This window comes from Photorhabdus hainanensis (assembly GCF_018448965.1).
Taxonomy (GTDB): Bacteria; Pseudomonadota; Gammaproteobacteria; order Enterobacterales; family Enterobacteriaceae; genus Photorhabdus; species Photorhabdus akhurstii.
This window is the reverse complement of record NZ_RCWD01000003.1, coordinates 166,103-185,663: the sequence shown is the minus strand read 5'-3', so window position 1 is coordinate 185,663 and position 19,561 is coordinate 166,103. Positions and strand designations below refer to the sequence as shown.

The 19,561-nt window shown below is 42.0% G+C and carries 20 protein-coding genes and 1 pseudogene; 16 read left to right on the top strand and 5 right to left on the bottom strand.

Features of this window, described 5'->3' with window-relative positions; all coding sequences use genetic code 11:
- Positions 1 to 316: 316 nt before the first annotated feature.
- The 3 genes from pgi to ubiA all read left to right on the top strand — a co-directional run bounded on the left by pgi (position 317) and on the right by ubiA (position 3,535).
- Complete coding sequence (gene pgi / locus EAE92_RS03380) at positions 317 to 1,963, top strand: glucose-6-phosphate isomerase (protein ID WP_214067043.1); 1,647 nt, start codon at positions 317 to 319, stop codon at positions 1,961 to 1,963.
- 188 nt (positions 1,964 to 2,151) lie between these two features.
- Entirely contained in the window at positions 2,152 to 2,664 is a 513-nt protein-coding gene (ubiC, locus tag EAE92_RS03375) for a chorismate lyase (RefSeq protein WP_214067042.1), read from the top strand.
- Positions 2,665 to 2,680: 16 nt separating this feature from the next.
- Positions 2,681 to 3,535, top strand: coding sequence for a 4-hydroxybenzoate octaprenyltransferase (gene ubiA, locus EAE92_RS03370; protein ID WP_214067041.1), 855 nt, complete (start codon positions 2,681 to 2,683; stop codon positions 3,533 to 3,535).
- Between the two features lie 49 nt (positions 3,536 to 3,584).
- On the opposite strand, the gene plsB is transcribed toward ubiA, so the two are convergent.
- A complete protein-coding gene (gene plsB / locus EAE92_RS03365; protein WP_214067040.1) occupies positions 3,585 to 6,041 on the bottom strand; it encodes a glycerol-3-phosphate 1-O-acyltransferase PlsB in 2,457 nt (818 codons plus the stop codon).
- A gap of 129 nt (positions 6,042 to 6,170) precedes the next feature.
- Here plsB and EAE92_RS03360 point away from each other — a divergent pair, with 129 nt between their 5' ends.
- Entirely contained in the window at positions 6,171 to 6,542 is a 372-nt protein-coding gene (locus EAE92_RS03360; protein ID WP_214067039.1) for a diacylglycerol kinase, read from the top strand.
- A gap of 119 nt (positions 6,543 to 6,661) precedes the next feature.
- The gene (lexA, locus tag EAE92_RS03355; protein WP_214067038.1) at positions 6,662 to 7,267 is read left to right on the top strand and encodes a transcriptional repressor LexA; all 606 of its coding nucleotides are present in this window, start codon (positions 6,662 to 6,664) and stop codon (positions 7,265 to 7,267) included.
- Between the two features lie 151 nt (positions 7,268 to 7,418).
- Here the strand turns inward: lexA and zur are convergent, their stop codons facing one another.
- Entirely contained in the window at positions 7,419 to 7,931 is a 513-nt protein-coding gene (zur, locus tag EAE92_RS03350; RefSeq protein ID WP_046396143.1) for a zinc uptake transcriptional repressor Zur, read from the bottom strand.
- Between the two features lie 219 nt (positions 7,932 to 8,150).
- On the opposite strand from zur, the gene EAE92_RS03345 reads away from it, so the two are divergent.
- Complete coding sequence (locus tag EAE92_RS03345; RefSeq protein ID WP_214067037.1) at positions 8,151 to 9,293, top strand: DUF1266 domain-containing protein; 1,143 nt, start codon at positions 8,151 to 8,153, stop codon at positions 9,291 to 9,293.
- A 202-nt stretch (positions 9,294 to 9,495) separates the two neighbouring features.
- Here the strand turns inward: EAE92_RS03345 and EAE92_RS03340 are convergent, their stop codons facing one another.
- Complete coding sequence (locus EAE92_RS03340; RefSeq protein WP_246544985.1) at positions 9,496 to 10,686, bottom strand: lactate oxidase; 1,191 nt, start codon at positions 10,684 to 10,686, stop codon at positions 9,496 to 9,498.
- Between the two features lie 495 nt (positions 10,687 to 11,181).
- On the opposite strand from EAE92_RS03340, the gene EAE92_RS03335 reads away from it, so the two are divergent.
- The 4 genes from EAE92_RS03335 to nadS all read left to right on the top strand — a co-directional run bounded on the left by EAE92_RS03335 (position 11,182) and on the right by nadS (position 13,490).
- Positions 11,182 to 12,018 (top strand): gp53-like domain-containing protein, encoded by an 837-nt coding sequence (locus EAE92_RS03335; RefSeq protein WP_110091513.1) that lies wholly within the window; start codon positions 11,182 to 11,184, stop codon positions 12,016 to 12,018.
- A gap of 2 nt (positions 12,019 to 12,020) precedes the next feature.
- Entirely contained in the window at positions 12,021 to 12,446 is a 426-nt protein-coding gene (locus EAE92_RS03330) for a tail fiber assembly protein (RefSeq protein ID WP_214067036.1), read from the top strand.
- A gap of 166 nt (positions 12,447 to 12,612) precedes the next feature.
- Positions 12,613 to 13,191, top strand: a complete 579-nt coding sequence (locus EAE92_RS03325) for a VOC family protein (RefSeq protein ID WP_214067035.1) — start codon at positions 12,613 to 12,615, stop codon at positions 13,189 to 13,191.
- 47 nt (positions 13,192 to 13,238) lie between these two features.
- The gene (gene nadS / locus EAE92_RS03320; RefSeq protein WP_065389958.1) at positions 13,239 to 13,490 is read left to right on the top strand and encodes a NadS family protein; all 252 of its coding nucleotides are present in this window, start codon (positions 13,239 to 13,241) and stop codon (positions 13,488 to 13,490) included.
- A gap of 148 nt (positions 13,491 to 13,638) precedes the next feature.
- On the opposite strand, the pseudogene EAE92_RS03315 reads toward nadS, so the two are convergent.
- Positions 13,639 to 13,956 (bottom strand): annotated as a pseudogene (locus tag EAE92_RS03315) (helix-turn-helix domain-containing protein).
- Between the two features lie 11 nt (positions 13,957 to 13,967).
- On the opposite strand from EAE92_RS03315, the gene EAE92_RS24935 reads away from it, so the two are divergent.
- The 5 genes from EAE92_RS24935 to EAE92_RS03290 all read left to right on the top strand — a co-directional run bounded on the left by EAE92_RS24935 (position 13,968) and on the right by EAE92_RS03290 (position 16,844).
- Positions 13,968 to 14,177, top strand: a complete 210-nt coding sequence (locus EAE92_RS24935; protein WP_082300848.1) for a type II toxin-antitoxin system RelE/ParE family toxin — start codon at positions 13,968 to 13,970, stop codon at positions 14,175 to 14,177.
- Positions 14,174 to 14,458, top strand: coding sequence for a helix-turn-helix domain-containing protein (locus tag EAE92_RS03305; protein WP_065389959.1), 285 nt, complete (start codon positions 14,174 to 14,176; stop codon positions 14,456 to 14,458). Before EAE92_RS24935 ends, EAE92_RS03305 begins: the two co-directional genes overlap by 4 nt.
- 284 nt (positions 14,459 to 14,742) lie before the next feature.
- Positions 14,743 to 15,780 (top strand): tRNA dihydrouridine(20/20a) synthase DusA, encoded by a 1,038-nt coding sequence (dusA, locus tag EAE92_RS03300; RefSeq protein WP_214067034.1) that lies wholly within the window; start codon positions 14,743 to 14,745, stop codon positions 15,778 to 15,780.
- Positions 15,781 to 16,099: 319 nt separating this feature from the next.
- Positions 16,100 to 16,489 carry a hypothetical protein gene (locus EAE92_RS03295; protein WP_214067033.1) on the top strand — a complete coding sequence of 130 codons (390 nt, stop codon included), beginning with the start codon at positions 16,100 to 16,102 and terminating at the stop codon, positions 16,487 to 16,489.
- Positions 16,467 to 16,844, top strand: a complete 378-nt coding sequence (locus EAE92_RS03290) for an ASCH domain-containing protein (RefSeq protein ID WP_214067032.1) — start codon at positions 16,467 to 16,469, stop codon at positions 16,842 to 16,844. The genes EAE92_RS03295 and EAE92_RS03290 overlap by 23 nt, the downstream gene beginning before the upstream one ends.
- A gap of 139 nt (positions 16,845 to 16,983) precedes the next feature.
- On the opposite strand, the gene EAE92_RS03285 is transcribed toward EAE92_RS03290, so the two are convergent.
- The gene (locus EAE92_RS03285; protein ID WP_214067031.1) at positions 16,984 to 17,979 is read right to left on the bottom strand and encodes a quinone oxidoreductase; all 996 of its coding nucleotides are present in this window, start codon (positions 17,977 to 17,979) and stop codon (positions 16,984 to 16,986) included.
- A gap of 172 nt (positions 17,980 to 18,151) precedes the next feature.
- Here EAE92_RS03285 and dnaB point away from each other — a divergent pair, with 172 nt between their 5' ends.
- Positions 18,152 to 19,561 (top strand): replicative DNA helicase, encoded by a 1,410-nt coding sequence (dnaB, locus tag EAE92_RS03280; protein ID WP_036778097.1) that lies wholly within the window; start codon positions 18,152 to 18,154, stop codon positions 19,559 to 19,561.

Here is a 19,561-nt window from a genome sequence, read left to right as displayed (position 1 = left end):
TCATAAAATAAATTGAGGATAGTAGAGAGAGGTAATTATTTTTTATATACCCGTCATCTTTCAAGTTGCCTCTTTGTTGGCTGCACTCACTCACCCCGGTCACATAGTTTGCTATGCTCCCGGGGATTCACTCCCTTGCCGTCGCGATGCATCTTGAAATCTATAAGGTATACACCTCAGCAAATAGAACTAGAAAAACCTAATCGTTTTGACCAATATCAGTGATTAAAGGAAAAGAGGCTCGAATCATAGAATTACAGGTTACAATCTTTCTTTACTTCCAATTACTTACAGTCAGTTGATAGAGAGCATAGCTATGAAAAATATCAATCCTAGTCAAACCTCAGCTTGGAAAGCGTTAGAACAGCATTTTGCGCAGATAAAGGATATTCACATACGTGAATTGTTTGAACAGGACCCAAATCGTTTTGCTAAGTTCTCAACGACATTCGATGACCAGATTCTGGTAGATTTTTCAAAAAATCGCATCACAACGGAGACATTGGAAAAATTACAGGCGCTTGCTAAAGAGACGGATGTTGCCGAGGCTATCCGCAGTATGTTTTCTGGTGAGAAAATTAATCGTACTGAGGATCGCGCTGTATTGCATATTGCACTACGTAATCGCAGTAATACCCCGATTGTGGTTGACGGGGAAGATGTTACGCGGCAGGTCAACGCGGTGTTGGCAAAAATGAAAGATTTCAGTGAGCGAGTGATTAATGGCGAGTGGAAAGGTTATACCGGTAAGGTGATTACTGATGTGGTGAATATCGGTATCGGTGGTTCAGATCTTGGCCCTTATATGGTGACGGAAGCGCTGAAACCTTATAAGAATCACTTGAATATGCATTTTGTTTCTAATGTTGATGGAACCCATATTGCGGAGACCTTGAAAGCGCTTAACCCGGAAACGACATTGTTTCTCATTGCTTCCAAGACGTTCACTACTCAGGAAACGATGACCAATGCTCACTCTGCCCGTGACTGGTTCCTAAGAAGTGCCGGTGATGAAGGGCATATTGCAAAGCATTTCGCGGCGCTTTCTACAAATGAGCAGGAAATTAAGCGATTTGGTATTGATACCAAAAATATGTTTGAGTTTTGGGATTGGGTTGGCGGCCGCTATTCATTGTGGTCAGCGATTGGTTTGTCTATTGCACTTTCTGTCGGGTTTGAAAATTTTGAACAATTGCTTAGTGGGGCGCATGCAATGGATCAGCACTTTGCCAATACCCCATTTGAGCAAAATATTCCTGTATTGCTGGCGTTAATTGGTATTTGGTACAACAATTTCTTTGGTTCGGAAACTGAAGCGATTCTGCCATACGATCAGTACATGCATCGCTTTGCTGCCTATTTTCAGCAAGGCAATATGGAATCCAATGGTAAATATATTGATCGCAATGGTCATCCAGTAGATTACCAAACTGGCCCAATCATCTGGGGAGAACCTGGAACAAATGGTCAGCACGCGTTCTATCAGCTTATTCATCAGGGAACTAAATTGATCCCCTGCGATTTTATTGCACCGGCGAACAGCCATAACCCATTGAGCGACCATCACAGCAAATTGTTATCAAACTTTTTTGCTCAGACGGAAGCATTAGCCTTTGGTAAATCTCGTGAGCAGGTGGATGCTGAATTTGTCGCCAGTGGCAAACTCGCGATTGAAGTTGAACATGTTGCGCCATTTAAAGTGTTTGAAGGAAATCGCCCGACTAATTCTATTCTGTTACGTGAAATTACCCCATTTAGTTTGGGGGCGTTGATTGCCATGTATGAACATAAGATATTTGTACAAGGGGCGATTCTCAACATCTTTACTTTTGACCAGTGGGGGGTTGAATTGGGTAAGCAATTGGCTAACCGTATTTTACCGGAGCTTGAGGATAGTGAAGAGGTTATCAGCCACGATAGTTCAACCAATGGATTGATTAATCGTTTTAAAGCATGGCGTTAATCACTTACTCTGAATCAGAAAGTTAATTGATATGAGCGAATTATGTTCATCATAATTCGCTTATTTTTACTCAATAATATTTATATAATTTGTTATAACTTTTTATTCTGTATACCTACAACGTGGTATTCTCAGCGGTTATCAATTGTACTTCCGGATAAAAGAAATTTGTCCTAATGGAAAATCGTATGTCAACTGACTCAATATTAACAACGGCGCCTATTCAATGGCTTTCGGTGGATTCGCCCATTTTGTCTGATGAGATTTTAGATTGGTTGATGGAATTAGGCTCAATGACTCGCCGTTTTGAGCAATATTGTAATCGTGTGTGTATCATACCGTTCAGAGAATGTTTTATTACCGCCGAACAACTTTCTGATGAAAGTGAGTGTTTGCCAGCGAGTCAAAGATATTGGCTGCGTGAGATCGTGCTGTGTGGCGATAATATCCCTTGGCTATTGGGGCGGACGTTAATCCCGGAAGCGACATTGACCGGTCCTGATGAAAGTTTGGTTGATTTAGGAACAGTCCCACTGGGGCGGTATCTTTTTAGTGGTAATAAATTGACGCGGGACTATATTCATGTGGGGCGGCAGGTAAACCGTTGGGCAAGACGATCATTGCTAAGGTTATCAGGCAAGCCATTATTATTAACCGAAGTCTTTTTACCTGAATCACCTGTATATAAAGGTAAAATTTAAAAGGGGGAAGGGAAGTATGGCGCAAAGTAAATGGCTGGCCTATTGCCGTTTAATGCGTATTGATAAGCCTATCGGTGCATTATTGTTGTTGTGGCCGACTTTCTGGGCCTTGTGGGTAGCAGGGAAAGGGATTCCGGATATGCACATATTATTGGTCTTTACTGCCGGTGTGTTTCTGATGCGTGCAGCGGGATGTGTGATCAATGATTTTGCTGACAGAAAATTTGATGGTTACGTAGAACGTACAAAAGCACGTCCTCTGCCGAGTGGGTCCATCAGTGAGAAAGAGAGTAAGCTCCTGTTTGTCGTGCTGGCGCTGATCTCTTTTGGGCTGGTGCTGGCCTTGAATAAAATGGCGATCGGGTTGTCAGTCGTTGGGTTGGCTCTGGCTTGGTTTTACCCCTTTGTTAAACGATTTAGTCATCTTCCTCAGTTTGTGCTAGGGGCAGCTTACGGTTGGGCTATTCCTATGGGATTTGCTGCGGTTAGTGAGTCTTTACCACTAGAGTGTTGGTTATTATTCCTAGTTAATATCTTCTGGTCGGTTATTTATGATACACAATATGCGATGGTCGATCGAAACGATGATTTGAAAATAGGCGTTAAGTCCACCGCTATCCTGTTTGGTCGTTTCGATAAATTGATTATAGGGTTATTGCAACTCGCTATGTTACTGGTGCTGGCGCTGGTGGGTTATATGATGAATCTGGGCGGTATCTACTATTGGTCACTGTTGCTTGCGGGTACGCTATTTATTTATCAGCAGAAACTGATCGCCGGCCGGGAAAGAACACTGTGTTTCCAGGCATTCCTCAATAATAACTATGTTGGTCTGGTGTTATTCCTTGGCATTTTCTTCAGCTATGTCTGAAATATCTGGTGATAATGTGAATAACCATTATCACCAGTATTTAAGAAGATTATCCTTCCTTGGCGCTCTCTTCGGTATCGTTATGCTCTGGCGGCAAACTAACACTCTCGATCGTAAGACGAATCTCAGGTGACATCAGTTCACCCAATACCTGATACAGATCGTGGGTATTTGCTGTAATCGCATTGCCACTGTCACTGATATAACCTTCTTCACGTAGTGTATTTACCGACGTAGTAAATACCGCCTTATCAAAGAATTCAGGTGCGTTGATGCCATGCAATACCGACAGACGTTGCGCTAACATCCGACTCTCTTTTTCCAGCGCTCCCCGGCTGATTATTGGGTTGGCGTTCAGTAAAGAGAGGGTGATGGCATAACGTTGCAGTGTTTCACGGACACCGGCTGCCAGTAATTGCAGGGGGCGGATACGTGCTGGATTAAGCACCAACATGCCATGCTCCTTGTTGCAGATAAGGCATTGGCGGGTCAGTTCGTTGATCAGCGTATTAACCACTTCTGGCAGCTCCGCTTTGCTATAACGCATAAACAGCTCGGCTTTAAGGAGTGGATAAATGATCGCGACCTGGTTTAACAACGCTTCGCGGCTGATACGGCGATGATGAATAACGATGCAGGCAATCAGCGATGGCAGTACTAAGAGATGTTGAATATTGTTGCGGTAGTAGGTCATCAAAACTGCCCGATCACGCGGCAGAATGATAATGTCGCCCATACTGTCTTTGTCTACCTCGAACTTATCCATTTGCAGAGCGTGTTCTAACAACTCCTCCGCGGTTTTCTTTGGTACAGTGACATCGGCAGCGTAGGGCGCATTGCTCATGAGCTGTATATAACAATCCAGTTGCTCAAGCAGTTGCTCGCGAGTTAGCGCTCGCTGACGTGACGAAAGCAGGGCGGTTGAACACAAGTTGATCGCGTTAGCCGCCGCAGTGTTGTTGATGTTTACCATAATCTTCTCAGACAGTTGACTGACTGTCGGATTGAACCATTCGGGGCGCTGGAACTCTATTGGATTAATAGAATCGCGCCAGCTAGGAACATGGTTGTTAAGGTATTGGATCAACGGGATGGGTTCGCCAAAGTTGACGTAGCCTTGCCCCAGATTACGAAGTTTGCGCAAACCGCGTATCATCTGGAAAAAGCCCTCTTTCTCTTTGGTTGCGCCACGCAGCTCTTTGGCATAGGTGGCAACTTCCATCACATGTTCGTAGCCGATATAGATCGGAATAATGGTAATTGGGCGTGATTCGCCTCTCAACAGCGCCTGTAACGTCATGGACAGCGTACCCGTTTTAGGATCGAGTAAACGGCCTGTCCTGGAGCGACCGCCTTCCATAAAGTATTCAACAGAATAACCCCGGGCGAATAACTCACCTAGATATTCCCGGAATATCGTGGCGTAGAGTTTATTACCCTTGAACGTGCGGCGGATGAAAAATGCGCCAAGGCGGCGGAATATTGGCCCTGCCGGCCAAAAATTCAGGTTGATGCCAGCGGCGATATGGGGCGGCACCAAGCCCTGATGATAGAGCACATAGGAGAGCAGCAAATAATCCATGTGGCTACGGTGGCAGGGCGCATAAACCAGCTCGTGGCCATCCTGTGCCAGACGGCGGATGCGTTCAGCATTGTGAACATTGATCCCTTGGTACAGACGGTTCCAGGTCCAACCCAGTACACGGCCTGACAGCCGTACCGCTTCATAAGAGAAATTCGCCGCAATCTCTTCCATCATATTAACGGCATTTTGTCGGGCTTTCTCATGTGAGATTTTCTTGCTGCGGGCCTCATCGGAGACCGCCTTTTCTATTGCTTTCGATGCCAGTAACTTGTTAAACAACTCTTGACGAACCGGCAGGCGTGGCCCAACGGCTGCCAGGCGTTGACGTGAATAGTGCATTCGCGCCACGCGAGCCAGCTTATGGGCAATCGTCTTGTCAGTGCCATGCTCAGTCGCCATATAGCGTAGCGATACTGTGTTTGAAAAGCGCACAAAACTATCTCGGCCTAGCCAGAGAATGGCAAAGAATTTTTGGATACCATTGAGTAGCCGCAAATGTGGAGCGCTCTGCCCTTCGCGTCCCGGGGAACGGCCAAACATGACAGAAACTGGCAGCAGTTGGATATCCAGATTTGGATTATTGCGATGAAGATCTAGGTAATCATGGAAAATTTTTACGGATTCCTGCTTTGGCGCACAATAGCGGAATACACGTGGGCCATTATCGATAAATACATAGCTAGGAAGTTCAGTGTCACCAATCTCCAGTGAATTTAATGGGTCCGGCAGATCCTGCTCAAGACATTGCTGACGTAATGCCAGTAAGTCTGCTTTGGAATGATACGGCAGCACGTACAGAATCGGGCGTGTCGTATCGAGCCGCAATTCAGTAATAGGATCTGTGGGGATAAGTTTGCTCTTTACCAGTATTTTTAGTGGTAAATTCAATAATTTATAATATATTTTACGCCAACTTGACATAAATATCTTGAAGCCTCTTGTTAGCAACACGTTGCCAGCATACCAGAAACAGGTGTTGAGATCTGTTGTGTTAAGACAATAATAGAAGGGGAAAGTGTCAAATAACCTTATATTTGGTGTGAATAATTTATGGCGAATCAATCCAAGGGCTTGACCCGTATCATTAAAGCAATCGTATATTCGGTGAAGGGTATTCGGGCGACATGGAAAAATGAGGCGGCTTTCCGTCAGGAAATAGTTTTAGCGATATTGGCTATGATGGTTGCATTTTATCTGGATATCGGCGCAATTGAACGCATTTTACTGATTGGTTCAGTGATGCTGGTGTTGATTATGGAGATCCTGAATAGCGCTATTGAAGCTGTGGTTGATCGTATTGGCAGTGAGTTCCATGAACTGTCCGGTCGCGCGAAAGATATGGGGTCGGCGGCTGTCTTTCTAACAATGATTATGTCGTTAATTGTCTGGGGGACCATCCTTTGGCGCTATTTTATGGCCTGATTTAGTTTAATAGTTAGGTATTATATTATAATTGGCTAATTTTCTACCCTGGTAGGTTCCCAATCGTTATTTAGCTGTATATACTCACATATTGACTGTATAAACAAACAGGGGACGAAATGAAAGCACTTACCGCAAGGCAGCAGCAAGTTTATGACTTGGTGCGTGACCATATTTCGCAAACGGGGATGCCGCCGACGCGTGCTGAAATTGCAGCACGTCTTGGCTTTCGTTCACCTAACGCGGCTGAAGAGCATTTGAAGGCATTGGCTCGTAAAGGGGTGATAGAGATTGTCGCTGGGGCATCTAGAGGTATCCGTTTGCTGCTTGAAGAATCTGGTTTACCGTTAATTGGCCGTGTCGCCGCAGGTGAACCACTGTTGGCACAGGAGCATATTGAAAGTCATTATCAGGTTGATCCGGCACTGTTTAAGCCAAGTGCGGATTTCCTGTTGCGGGTTAGCGGCATGTCTATGAAAGATGTTGGGATTATGGATGGTGATCTGTTGGCCGTACATAAAACACAAGATGTTCGTAATGGGCAGATTATTGTTGCTCGCATTGAAGATGAAGTGACGGTAAAACGTTTTAAACAGACTGGAAATAGAGTTGAATTGCTGGCGGAAAACCCTGAATTTAAGCCAATTGTGGTGGATTTGCGTGAGCAGAGCCTGACAATTGAAGGATTGGCGGTTGGGGTGATTCGTAACGGCAACTGGTCTTGATAATAAAATATCAAATTGTTGTTTTTGAGATTGTTAAAGAATTGCAATATTCCGGCAGAATCATGTTGTTGAATTTATCGTTGTGATTATCTTAAACGTGATTCTGCGGTTGTTTATTTCAGTCTGGCTCTGTATCAAAAGTAAGTATTTACTATCTATTTCTTTTTACTTCAATGCGGTGGTCATGCTGGCATTCATCTCGTTTAGTGCAGGATTCGATCTCTTCACAGGATGAGCATAAGCCATGCGCTTCAATGACGGTATGGCGTAAACTGAACCCGGCGGTTTTTGCTAGTTGTTGGATGGCGGATTCGACGGTTCCACCATCTCGTTCTGTAACAGAACCACAACGGTCACAAATGAACATTGCTGAGGTGTGACTTGGTTGTTCAATATGGTGGCATAGGACATAACTGTTGGTGGATTCTATTTTATGAATAAATCCCTGTTCCAACAGAAATTCCAGTGCTCGGTATACGGTAGGCGGTTTGGCTTGCGGTTCTGCTTCCCGTAGCAAATCCAGTAAATCATAAGCACTGATTGCCCCTGGCTGCTCTGAAATGAGACGCAAAACCTCAAGACGCTGCGGAGTAAAGCGGACTCCACGAGCCTGGCAAATAACTTCGGCCTGTTCCAGTAACTTTTTTTGATTAATCAATTTCATGGCGCCCCTTACAACCAGTACGATAATAATATTGTGATGTTATCATGTTTCTTCAATAGAAAATATTATCCAGCAAAGTTCATTGTGATTGTCCCCTGATGGAGTTAATTTGACTAAATTGGTATTCAGTAGCAAAAATAATGTTTTCTTGAAGTTTATGATAATACAGACAAGAATTATCGTATATGACAGATAATTTTCGGAAAGGAAGCATTTGTGATGAAAGAGCTTTTACAAAATCAGCCTCATTATAGACAGTTCCCAGTTAAAGGCTATCAGGTAATGAAGCATATTATCTGTGAAAGAAGAAAGTTACCTTTTCTAAGAGCATTATATGCATTGATTAATATTTTATTTGTAATTGCAGTATGTATGGGTATTGTATTATCTGTAGCAATTGTTTTATTTATAATAGGTAATGTATCTGTCCCTGATGCCGACTATTTACTTCTGGCACAAGTAGTAGGTGTAGCATTATTAGGTGTAATGTTACTCTCTGTTATTATTTATCGTATTGTTAAGCGGCCTGAATGGGAACAACGGCGTTATTATCGACAAGCAGGTTTATCTCTTTTACCAGAAGAGAAGCGCCAGGCATTACGGTTAAATATTGTTAGTGACTATTGGCTAGGTTTTTGGAGTGAAACTCTAGAGCATTATCCTCTACAATCACGGGTTGCCCATGATAACTATCGTTACTGCCTGCTTCCATTATCTTTGACTCAAGAACATCAATCCCAATTATATAGCGATTGGGGAATTATTGATGAAGAAGGGTATATGAAAATGCTAACGGGTTTGTGGGAGGGGGTGCATTCAAAACATTTTGCGATTGATGCCGCTCTTAGTGATGGGAAAATGTTTAAAGTGCTTGCCAAATTAGTTGAAGTAACACCTGACTATATTCATAAATGCGCCAAACCTATTAATCAACGCCCTCCTGCATTAGTGTGGGGGTTTGATTTGTGGCTTGCAATTGTTTTAAGTCGTAACTGTTTTTGCGCCGGTTATATCAGTGAAGAAATGGCATGGAAAAATATGCTAAAAACCGCTGATTATGTTTATGAAATCTTCGGTAGTTTTGATGAGTTTTATACAAATTTTCGGCTGGGCAATGCTTACTGGAGTAATGATTTTGACCGGTCTAAAGAGCGGCTGGAACAATTTAATTATTATAAGTCACATTGTGACTGGCCAATTGCTAGTTTGCCGTGGCCTGAACCAAAAGGCGTCATGATGGAAAAGCAGATGATGACAGGTTTTTCTGCATTAGTAGAAGATGTTTTACGCAGTAACATGGAACAACAACAAAGTTATGAATTTGATATTACTGAGCTGTCAGCATCTCGTGTACTCCATTAATATTTACATGAAATGTTTCCCTTTGAAGAACATTTCAAAGGGAAATAAATAATTAATATAGGAAATATAGTGTAATAAGTGAGAGACCGGATTTTTTCGTTATGGTATCCATTATTTCTAAAGGCAACATAATTTACCCCGTTTCCTGAAATCACCTGTTTCAAATGAAACGGGGCCAATATTTGCTTTATTAGTTAATGGGTTAAATCAAATTAATAAATTTTCTCTCTATATCTTTAATGGCCGCACATCCTGCCAACTTCATGCAGAGTTTTAGCTCATCTTTAAGTAGGTTTAAAACGGAAGTGACTCCTGGTGCTCCACCTAATGCCAGCGCATATAAAATGGGCCTACCGATAGCGACAGCTTTGGCGCCTAATGCGAGAGCCTTAAACACATGGGTACCACGGCGGATGCCGCCATCTAAATAGACTGGGATTTTAGATCCGACAGCTTCAATAATGTGCGGTAATGAAGCGATTGCTGCCGGGACAGTATCCAACTGCCGGCCACCGTGATTAGAAACTTGAATTGCTGCGGCGCCGTGGTCAACACATTCTTTAGCATTTTCGGCAGATTGAATACCTTTTACGATGATTGGCAGACTTGATTCTTTGGCAAGGAACTCCAGGTCATTAAAATCAAGATCCCGTTTAAAGAGCGCTGTAATCTCTGCTAAGGTTGCTCCTGCGGGAACGCCTGGAATATTCGGAAATGGTAATGAATGTGGGAAAACAAATTTATTACGTTTATCAGTTTCTCTATTACCACTCCACTCTAAATCGACCGTAAAGACGATTGCGGTTGCTCCCATAGCTTTGGCTCGGCGTATCATTTCGCGGTTAATGCCCATATCTTTGGTAAAATAAATTTGGAACCATTTAGGGCCATTACTCACTTTTGCTATCTCTTCAAGAGGTGAATTGGCTAGAGTTTGTGCGGTAAATAGTGTGCCGGCATCAGCGGCGCCTCTTGCTGTGCCCAATTCAGCAGTAGTATGAGTTAGCCCATGTGCTGCCATTGGGGGAATGAAAATAGGCATATCCACTTTACTACCGAGCAACTCGGTTGTGGTGTCAGGCTCTTTTACTCCGGCGAGATAGCGGGGAATAATTTGGAAATCGTCAAAGGCTCTGGTGTTTTCACGTAGAGTCCATTCATCACCTGAGCCGCCGCTGATATAGCCAAATTGGGGCGCAGGAATCAATTTACGCGCTTCATCTTCCAAATCATAAAGGTTAATAATATCAAGGGATTTTTCTGCACTATTTGTTTTGTAGGCTCCTGTCAGTTTTATGTTAGCAGTTGCAGCGTGGGCTGAGGATACAGCGGATAGCGTACCGGCAGCAGCAAGACTTAATCCTCCAACTATAACGTCTCTTCTTGATGGCATATAAATTTCCCTTACTTAGTAGGTTTAATAAGTATTGACAATAGAATTTGTCCACATATTAAGAATAGACCTATTCTGGATAATTCAAGCTAATAAATCCTGAAGAATATTTTTATAAGCTGACAAAGCCTATTGGAACTGGCGATTTTTAGTATGAGAGGAACATCACAAAATTCAGATTAAAGTAAAATGGCTTATTTTATTTGCTTACCTGATTTTTGGGGAATAGTTCAAACAGAGGGGGCGTGGATGCTGAATGTAAAGAGCGGCTTGGGTATAAATTTGGCTTAGAATATTTAATTGTTATCTTTATTAATTATAATAAAATAGTTAATTTCACTAAGTTATAAAAATATTTCATCATTACTTATCAGAAAAAGGCTATTATTGAAATGCTATCTAAAATTATATGTGATGAACAGGTGGATATTTTAATTTTCATTATCTCAAAGTCTTATTTAATGAAAGAATAAGTTTTTTCCTTAAGGAGAACTCATGAGTAATAAGAATGACTTTAAAGCCTTTTCTATTAGTCCAGATGCGAATATTGTTTCTCAGGAAGAATATGAAGAGAGTCAGGAATTGAATATGGGAATTCTTCCCAATGTTATTTCCATTGATTTATTAAATAAGGTCTTGCGTCAATCGTCAACCATATCATCGGTGGTGGCTAATTTTATCGCTACACAATGTGGTGATGATGTTTTGGATGACGGTGATATAGATAAGCTCACTGCCCAATTAAATACAGCTTTAGAGAAAAAAGCTTTAATAGAAATTCCAAGTGCTTCATTAACACAAAAAGGTGTTATTCAACTTACAGATGTACTTGGCGATAGTGACATATTGGCTGTTACGCAAAAGCTTGCTCAGGAAATAGTAAATTCGCTTAGTGAAAATATTAATAGCAGAGTGCCCAACATTCGGCAAGTGAATGGTAAGGAATTATCTGAGAATATTGATCTGGATGCTGTGGATATTGGGGTGTACACAAAAGAAGAAGTAGATAACCAAGTTAATGCCAAAGGTAATAGGAATACTGCCAGTAAAGCGGTTAATGGTTGGTGGAAATGTGGAGATACAGGCGTTATTTACCAATGGGGGCGTACTAAGGTCATTGATGCTGGCCGTATAGAACGTATTCAATTGCCAATTAGTTTTTCCAATACGCATTATGCCGTCAATATTAATTCTATTCAAAGTAAAATGGGTTTTATGGGGGCATCTGTTGGCTATGTAAATGTAATTGATAATTCATCTTTCGATTTATTAAATTCTTGGGTAAATGCCAAATGGGATAGCCCATTCTTTTGGATAGCGATAGGATATTAATTATGTATTATTACAGTGCAAAAACAAATGCTTTCTACCCGGTAGAATTGGAACAAAATTATATTTCCGCTGGTTCATTGCCTGATGATATTATAGAAGTCAGTCATGATATTTATCAGGAATATGCTGCTAATCATGCGCCAGAAGGAAAGCACCGTGTGGCAAATAAAAACGGTTTGCCGGAGTGGGCGGATATTCCCCCGCCAACGAAAGATGAATTACGGCAACATGCTGAATTCCAAAAACAACAACTTATTGCTGAGGCAACCAATCAAATTGCGCCACTGCAAGACGCTGTTGATTTAGGTATTGCAACTGAGGAAGAGAAAATAGCTTTATTGGCATGGAAAGAATACAGAGTAATACTTAATCGGATAGATGTTTCACAGGCAATGGATATTGATTGGCCGGAAAAACTCGAGAGATAAATAGACGCAAGTTTTTAATCTACCCCCAAAATTGACCTGTTTGATTTTTTGGGGGTATATCTGGCTTCCAATTTAAATCTTAATTGTTGATTATCTTCTGTAGGCTAATTTTATTATTCTTTATTTTAGATGAGATTATACTCTATATAAATTAATGGAGAAAATAATGATAGACTTTAAAGGATTGGGTCATATTAATATTGTTGTAGATGACATGATGGCAGCAATAGACTTTTATAAAAATCTATTTGGGGCAATACCAAGACAATTCTTTCCTCATTTTAAAAATAAGGGTTTTGCAAAGTCAGCGGGTTTTATTGATAACCCTGAACAGACTGATGTATCAATGGCATTTTTAGAAATTCCTGGAGCTAGGGTTTTTATTGAGTTAATGGAATATCATCATCCGACGGGAGCAAAAAGGGTTGAAATAAAGGAAGCTAATGATATTGGTGGTATTGGGCATATTTGTCTTAGAATACAAAATATAGATAGTGTATTTGAATATATAAAAAACTTTCCTGATGTCAGATTGATAAACTCATCACCATTATATAAGCCATACAAAATAGATGAAATTACCAGTGATGAATTTATGTTCTTTAACGAGGAGGATGAAAAAAACTCTGTTTTAAAACAAAAAACTTGCGAGATTATGGGCAAGATAAGATATTTTTATTTTATCGACAAATATAATATTCAATGGGAATTTGAACAAGGGCATGATGATATTGGCACGGATTAAGTAGTGCTGAATAATTATTTGCCGATCTGCTGGCCAGTGCAGAAGAAATGGTGAAAATTGAGAAGGGTGAGCTGACACCTAAACCAGAACATGTTCATACTTTCACCGAAATTGATGTTAAAGCAATACGCGAAGCTACCGGCTTGAAGCAGCAAGATTTTGCTGTGGCGGTCGGGGTAAGTTATGACTTGGTGAAAAGTTGGGAAAGCCAACGCCGTTATCCCACTGGCGCATCAAGAAAACTGTTGTTGTTGCTTCAGGCGAATCCTTTTATTATCAACCAGCTTAAAATGATTTAATTGAGCGACAGCAGGATTAGGAACTGTACGAAAAAGGGCTGTAGTGCAAAGGTTCGGTACCAGTCAGATCTGTTGACAAGAACTGAGCTTGAGTATATGCACGACAGATAAAAATAGCCCAGAAGATTGGGCTATTGTGAAAGTTGTATTAAGAAAAAACGACTTTAAGGCTACCGGGTGTTCGGCGTGGTTTCCCGATCACAATCTGAACGTCCCGCCCTAGTCGATTCAGGCAATCTAGCATTTTTGCCTCGCTGATCCCCCGGAACTGCCCACGTAGCATGTTAGATCAGCGGGGTTGAGTCATGCCTAACAATTGTGCGGCTTTTTCCTGTGTTAGGCGGCGGCTTTTAATGATGTTGCCGATGGTGGTAGCAAGTTGTGCTTTGACTTGCATTTCTTCGGCATCTGCCGTACCGAGATCGGCATAAATGTTACCGCTACTGACTTCGATATTGTGGTTCATATTATGTTCCTCTGGCATGGTCTTCTGCGATTTTCAATCGTTCACGAATTTTATCCATCTTTTCCTTCGAAAGGGTAGGAGATAAAGACATTGCCCGGTCACTGTATGCGTTTGCAAGAGGTCAGAATATCTATCTGCTACATGCATTCGTGAAGAAGACCGACAAAACCCCGGCAGCAGCCATCAAGACAGCCCATACGAGGCTTAAGGAGTTCAAATGAAACCAATATCACTGAACGAATTGAAGGAGTTGATGTTGAATGACGCGGAGTCTATCGCTGCGTATAAGGAGGCCGACAAGGAATTGGAACTGATACAGATATTGTTTGAGATGCGTGAACGTTCTGGCATGTCAAAGACTGAGCTGGCAGATAAAATCGGTATCAAACCATCAGGTATCAATCGGCTTGAAAAAAATCCTCTTGGCGCAAGTATGAAGACCTTGGAACGTTATGCGGCAGCGTGTGGCGCGGTTATTAACTTCAACGTTCAATATCAGTAAAAGGAATGGGACTTTGGTCCCGTTTATCCCTTTAGCTGAAATAATTACGCTAAAGTCAACGTACTCTGCGTTTCCCCAAAATATTCCTGAGAGCAAATTGTACGGCTCTACATTAAATCACCTGTGATACTTCTTAACGTCAATTGTCAATGATACCTAATAGTGTCATCAGTACGGGGGCGTTTCACTATGCTATAGTAGGCCATAATTTAATATTATTCTCCGCAGTATATTCCCTTATTTATGGGTACTGAGAATATCAAAATAATCTAAAAAGTATAGCAATGCACCAAAGTAAAGAAATTGAAAAAACGTTTAAATTCAGCGAGAAAGATAAAGAAACGGTTAAATATAGCCTTAACCGTTTCTCCGTAGCTCCCATGCTCGACTGGACAGATCGTCACTGCCGTTATTTCCATCGTTTATTAAGTCAGCAAACGCTGTTATATACCGAAATGGTGACAACTGGGGCGATTATTCATGGTAAAGGCGATTATCTGGCATACAGCGAAGAAGAACATCCGATAGCATTACAACTAGGTGGCAGTGATCCGCAGGCGTTGGCGCATTGTGCGAAGATTGCACAGGAGCGTGGCTATGATGAAATTAACCTAAACGTCGGTTGTCCTTCTGACCGGGTGCAAAATGGCCGTTTTGGCGCTTGCCTGATGGGGGAAGCTAAACTGGTCGCTGATTGCGTCAAAGCCATGCAGGATGTGGTTAATGTGCCGGTGACAGTTAAAACCCGTATCGGTATTGATGAACAGGACAGTTACCAATTCCTATGTGATTTTATTGATGTTGTTGTGCAACGCAGTGGCTGCAATATATTTACCATTCATGCCCGTAAAGCTTGGCTTTCTGGTTTAAGCCCAAAGGAGAACCGTGAGATTCCACCGCTGGATTACCCACGAGTTTATCAATTGAAAAAGGATTTTCCTCAATTAACGATTGCTATCAATGGCGGTATTAAATCGCTGGAAGAAGCGAAACAGCATCTACAACATGTGGATGGAATTATGATTGGGCGTGAGGCTTATCAGAACCCGTCTATTCTGGCACAGGTTGATCATGAATTATTTGATGCTTCAATGCCGGTAGTTGATACTGTTGCGGTGGTTAAAGCACTTTATCCTTATATAGAGCAAGAACTATCAAAAGGAACATATCTGGGGCATATTACCCGCCATATTTTAGGTATTTTCCAGGGGATTCCGGGGGCACGTCAATGGCGTCGTCATCTTAGTGAAAATGCACATAAACCGGGCGCGGATGTTTCTGTTGTGGAACAGGCGTTAGCTATGGTGACTGAGCGGATGTAATATCCGCTCATTTTACTGTTAAAGGCACAGTCATATATGAGAATTGAGCACTAAAATATTTATGGATATTGCGTGATTTTGTACTGTGCTTTAATCTGTTTTTTCGAGTTAGTTTTTCATTATCGGACAAAAATAGATATCCATATATCTTTGCGAAATATTGTGATGCTGTTCGAATAAATTAATTTTGTCATATTGAAATCTGGAAAACTGTTCCGGGTAATAATATCCCAGTTTACGTGATTCTTGCTGATAGTAAGTATATAGCAACAATAGCATTCATAAAATATATATATGTGCAATGAAAGATGTCCTTCATATGAAGAGAGGGGATATTATTGTTATATATAGAACGGCTGATAAACAAGGTCTAGCACGATATAGATCTGTGATTAGTTCACTTTGCGTTGTTGAAGAAGTCAGGGTTATTAATGAGTTCCCAACGCTAGAAAGCTATATTGATTATTGTGGTAAATTTAGTGTCTTTAGTGTAAATGAATTAACTGAAATATATAGAAGACGGCAGTATCCATACATAGTAAGATTTACTTATAATGTGGCTTTACCTAAAAGGATTATTCGTGATAGACTCATTAACGAAGTCGGTTTAAATAAAAGTGATTATTGGGGAATCATGAGATTGACTGATGATCAATTTAATAATATTATCAAACTGAGCGAAGCCAATGAAAGTTTTATTATCAATTAAACCAGAGTATGTTGATAGAATACTTGATGGTTCAAAGAAATTTGAATTTAGGAAAGTTGCCTTTAAAAATAATCAGGTTCAATCCGTTGTTATATATGCAACTATGCCGATAGGTATGGTTGTTGGCGAGTTTGAAATTGAAGATATTATTTCTGACGCTCCTTCCGTTGTATGGGAAATGACTCATCAATTTGCAGGTACAACAAAGGATTTTTTTGATAGTTATTTTGAAGGAAGAGAGAAGGCTGTCGCAATTAGTATTGGTAATGTTAAAAAATACGATAAACCTCTGCCTTTAAATGTGTTTGGTCAAGGGATAACAGCGCCTCAATCTTATCGTTATTTATCTGCCTGAGGTGTGATACCCCTACCAAGAGGGGTATTGTTTTATCTTTCATATATTCAGCCAGCATTGCCCTCCGGTCTAAGGTTATTCGTGCAGGCAATAGCGGCATAATGAGGTATTAGACTTGCAGGCTTAGTTAATAACCCGCTCATCTTACCGTTAAAGGGATCAGTAAACTTGATCCTTGCGTTGCCCGGCTTTCTAGAATCTGATGTGCCCTTGTCGCTTCACTTAGCGAGAATTTCTGATTTTCTGGTACATCCACATTAATTTTTCCGCTGGCGATCAGATCAAATAGTTCTTTGCTCGCCTCATCCAACTCTCCGCGCGTTGAAATATAGCCGGCGATAGAAGGTCGGGTAACAAATAGTGAGCCTTTCTGATTTAAAATCCCCAAATCGACACCGGTAACTGGCCCGGATGCATTGCCAAAGCTAACCATTAATCCGTGTCGTTTCAGACAATCCAGCGAGTTCAGCCAAGTCGATTTACCAACAGAATCATAAACTACACCGACTTTTTCACCGTTGGTGATTTCATAAATTCGTTCGACAATATTTTCACGGTTATAGTTAATAACCTGCCATGCGCCGGCCTCTTTAGCGCGTTGTACTTTTTCTTCAGAGCCGACTGTTCCGATCAGTTTCGCACCCAAAGCTTTTGCCCATTGGCAGGCAATTAGCCCAACTCCACCGGCGGCGGCATGAAATAAAAAGGGTTCGCCTGACTGGATTTTGTAGGTACGGCGTAGAAGATAGTAGACTGTCAGCCCTTTTAGAAAAGAAGCGGCAGCTTGTTCGAAGGAGATGGTATCCGGCAGAACCGCGACTCTGTTTTCCGCGACATTATGCACTTCACTGTAAGCGCCTAAAGTTGATTGCGCGTAAACTACACGGTCACCCACTTTTATGGTAGTCACAGCAGAACCCACTTTGGTCACTACGCCTGCGGCCTCAGTACCCAAGCCGCTTGGTAATTGTGCCGGCGGATATAGCCCGCTACGAATATAAGTGTCGATGTAATTGATTCCAATCGCTCTATTTTCTACTTGTACTTCATCGTCAGCAGGAGCTTTGGGGGTGAATTCACAATATTGCAGGACCTCGGGGCCGCCAATAGAGGAAAATTCGATATGTTTTGCCATGACTCAACCTCATCAATATAAGGGGGAATGTGTGTGCACGTGGTAGTTGAATTCATTGTAAACAGGCTTTAATGTGCCAGAAATAATTACAAACTATATGTAATTACTCAAGGCACTTCATAGCGTATACTCTGTGCTGTTGTAAATTTATCAGTGGATTATTGCAGGATTCATGGCGGGAAAAAAATCAACTCACAACAAAATGGCTGAACCAAAAGATCGCCAAATGGAAGGGCTGAAACTTCCGCCGCACTCTTTGGAAGCAGAGCAGTCTGTGTTAGGTGGCTTAATGCTAGATAACGAACGTTGGGATAATGTTTCCGAACGTGTTACTAGCAATGATTTTTTCAGCCGTCCACATCGGCGCATTTTTGCTGAAATGCAGCGGTTGCTGGAGATGGGCAATCCTATCGACCTGATTACATTATCGGAATCCCTTGAGCAGAGCGGGGAGCTGAATAATGTAGGGGGTTTTGCTTATCTGGCTGAATTATCTAAAAATACGCCAAGTGCAGCGAACATTAATGCTTATGCGGATATTGTCCGCGAACGTGCTGTTGTCCGCGAGATGATCACTGTTGCAAATGAAATTGCAGATGCGGGTTATGATCCTCAAGGCAGGAGTAGCGAAGAATTATTGGATCTGGCCGAATCACGGGTGTTCCAGATCGCTGAAAATCGTGCCAGTAAAGATGAAGGGCCGAAAGGAATAGAACAGATCCTTGAAGAAACCGTCGAGCGTATCGAGCAGCTCTATCAACGCCCTCATGATGGTGTAACCGGTGTTTCAACCGGTTATCAGGATTTGGATAAGAAAACCGCAGGCTTACAAAAATCAGACTTGATCATTGTGGCTGCGCGTCCTTCTATGGGTAAAACCACTTTTGCCATGAACCTGTGTGAAAACGCAGCCATGATGCAGGATAAGCCTGTTTTGATCTTTAGTCTTGAGATGCCCGGCAACCAGATCATGATGCGTATGCTGGCGTCCCTTTCACGGGTGGATCAAACCCGTATCCGTACCGGTCAGCTTGATGATGAAGATTGGGCGCGGATCTCCAGTACGATGGGCATATTGCTGGAAAAACGCAATATGTATATTGATGATTCGTCTGGCCTGACGCCTACCGAAGTCCGTTCCCGGGCTCGGCGCGTCTTCCGCGAAAATGGTGGATTAAGTCTGATCATGATCGACTATCTGCAATTAATGCGGGTTCCGGCCTTATCCGATAATCGTACTTTGGAAATTGCGGAGATTTCCCGTTCACTAAAAGCCTTGGCTAAAGAGCTTCAAGTGCCGGTGGTTGCACTTTCTCAGCTCAACCGTAGCCTTGAACAGAGGGCAGATAAGCGCCCGGTTAACTCTGATTTACGTGAATCCGGCTCTATTGAGCAGGATGCCGACCTCATTATGTTTATCTATCGTGACGAGGTTTACCATGAGAATAGCGACATGAAAGGTGTGGCTGAAATCATTCTTGGTAAGCAGCGTAACGGTCCAATCGGTACAGTTCGCCTAACGTTTAATGGTCAATGGTCGCGGTTTGATAACTATGCCGGACCAAGTTATGACGACGAATAA

What these genes read in the sequence shown, in the direction of transcription:
- lexA (WP_214067038.1), top strand. Translation starts at nt 6,662, where the DNA reads ATGAAAGCACTTACCGCAAGGCAGCAGCAAGTTTATGACTTGGTGCGT.
- EAE92_RS03340 (WP_246544985.1), bottom strand. Translation starts at nt 10,686, where the DNA reads ATGCCATCAAGAAGAGACGTTATAGTTGGAGGATTAAGTCTTGCTGCT.
- EAE92_RS03290 (WP_214067032.1), top strand. Translation starts at nt 16,467, where the DNA reads ATGAAAGTTTTATTATCAATTAAACCAGAGTATGTTGATAGAATACTT.
- dusA (WP_214067034.1), top strand. Translation starts at nt 14,743, where the DNA reads ATGCACCAAAGTAAAGAAATTGAAAAAACGTTTAAATTCAGCGAGAAA.
- EAE92_RS03305 (WP_065389959.1), top strand. Translation starts at nt 14,174, where the DNA reads ATGAAACCAATATCACTGAACGAATTGAAGGAGTTGATGTTGAATGAC.
- EAE92_RS03330 (WP_214067036.1), top strand. Translation starts at nt 12,021, where the DNA reads ATGTATTATTACAGTGCAAAAACAAATGCTTTCTACCCGGTAGAATTG.
- ubiA (WP_214067041.1), top strand. Translation starts at nt 2,681, where the DNA reads ATGGCGCAAAGTAAATGGCTGGCCTATTGCCGTTTAATGCGTATTGAT.
- EAE92_RS03335 (WP_110091513.1), top strand. Translation starts at nt 11,182, where the DNA reads ATGAGTAATAAGAATGACTTTAAAGCCTTTTCTATTAGTCCAGATGCG.
- ubiC (WP_214067042.1), top strand. Translation starts at nt 2,152, where the DNA reads ATGTCAACTGACTCAATATTAACAACGGCGCCTATTCAATGGCTTTCG.
- plsB (WP_214067040.1), bottom strand. Translation starts at nt 6,041, where the DNA reads ATGTCAAGTTGGCGTAAAATATATTATAAATTATTGAATTTACCACTA.
- zur (WP_046396143.1), bottom strand. Translation starts at nt 7,931, where the DNA reads ATGAAATTGATTAATCAAAAAAAGTTACTGGAACAGGCCGAAGTTATT.
- EAE92_RS03360 (WP_214067039.1), top strand. Translation starts at nt 6,171, where the DNA reads ATGGCGAATCAATCCAAGGGCTTGACCCGTATCATTAAAGCAATCGTA.
- EAE92_RS03325 (WP_214067035.1), top strand. Translation starts at nt 12,613, where the DNA reads ATGATAGACTTTAAAGGATTGGGTCATATTAATATTGTTGTAGATGAC.
- EAE92_RS03295 (WP_214067033.1), top strand. Translation starts at nt 16,100, where the DNA reads ATGAAGAGAGGGGATATTATTGTTATATATAGAACGGCTGATAAACAA.
- EAE92_RS03285 (WP_214067031.1), bottom strand. Translation starts at nt 17,979, where the DNA reads ATGGCAAAACATATCGAATTTTCCTCTATTGGCGGCCCCGAGGTCCTG.
- EAE92_RS03345 (WP_214067037.1), top strand. Translation starts at nt 8,151, where the DNA reads ATGAAAGAGCTTTTACAAAATCAGCCTCATTATAGACAGTTCCCAGTT.
- nadS (WP_065389958.1), top strand. Translation starts at nt 13,239, where the DNA reads ATGGTGAAAATTGAGAAGGGTGAGCTGACACCTAAACCAGAACATGTT.
- dnaB (WP_036778097.1), top strand. Translation starts at nt 18,152, where the DNA reads ATGGCGGGAAAAAAATCAACTCACAACAAAATGGCTGAACCAAAAGAT.
- pgi (WP_214067043.1), top strand. Translation starts at nt 317, where the DNA reads ATGAAAAATATCAATCCTAGTCAAACCTCAGCTTGGAAAGCGTTAGAA.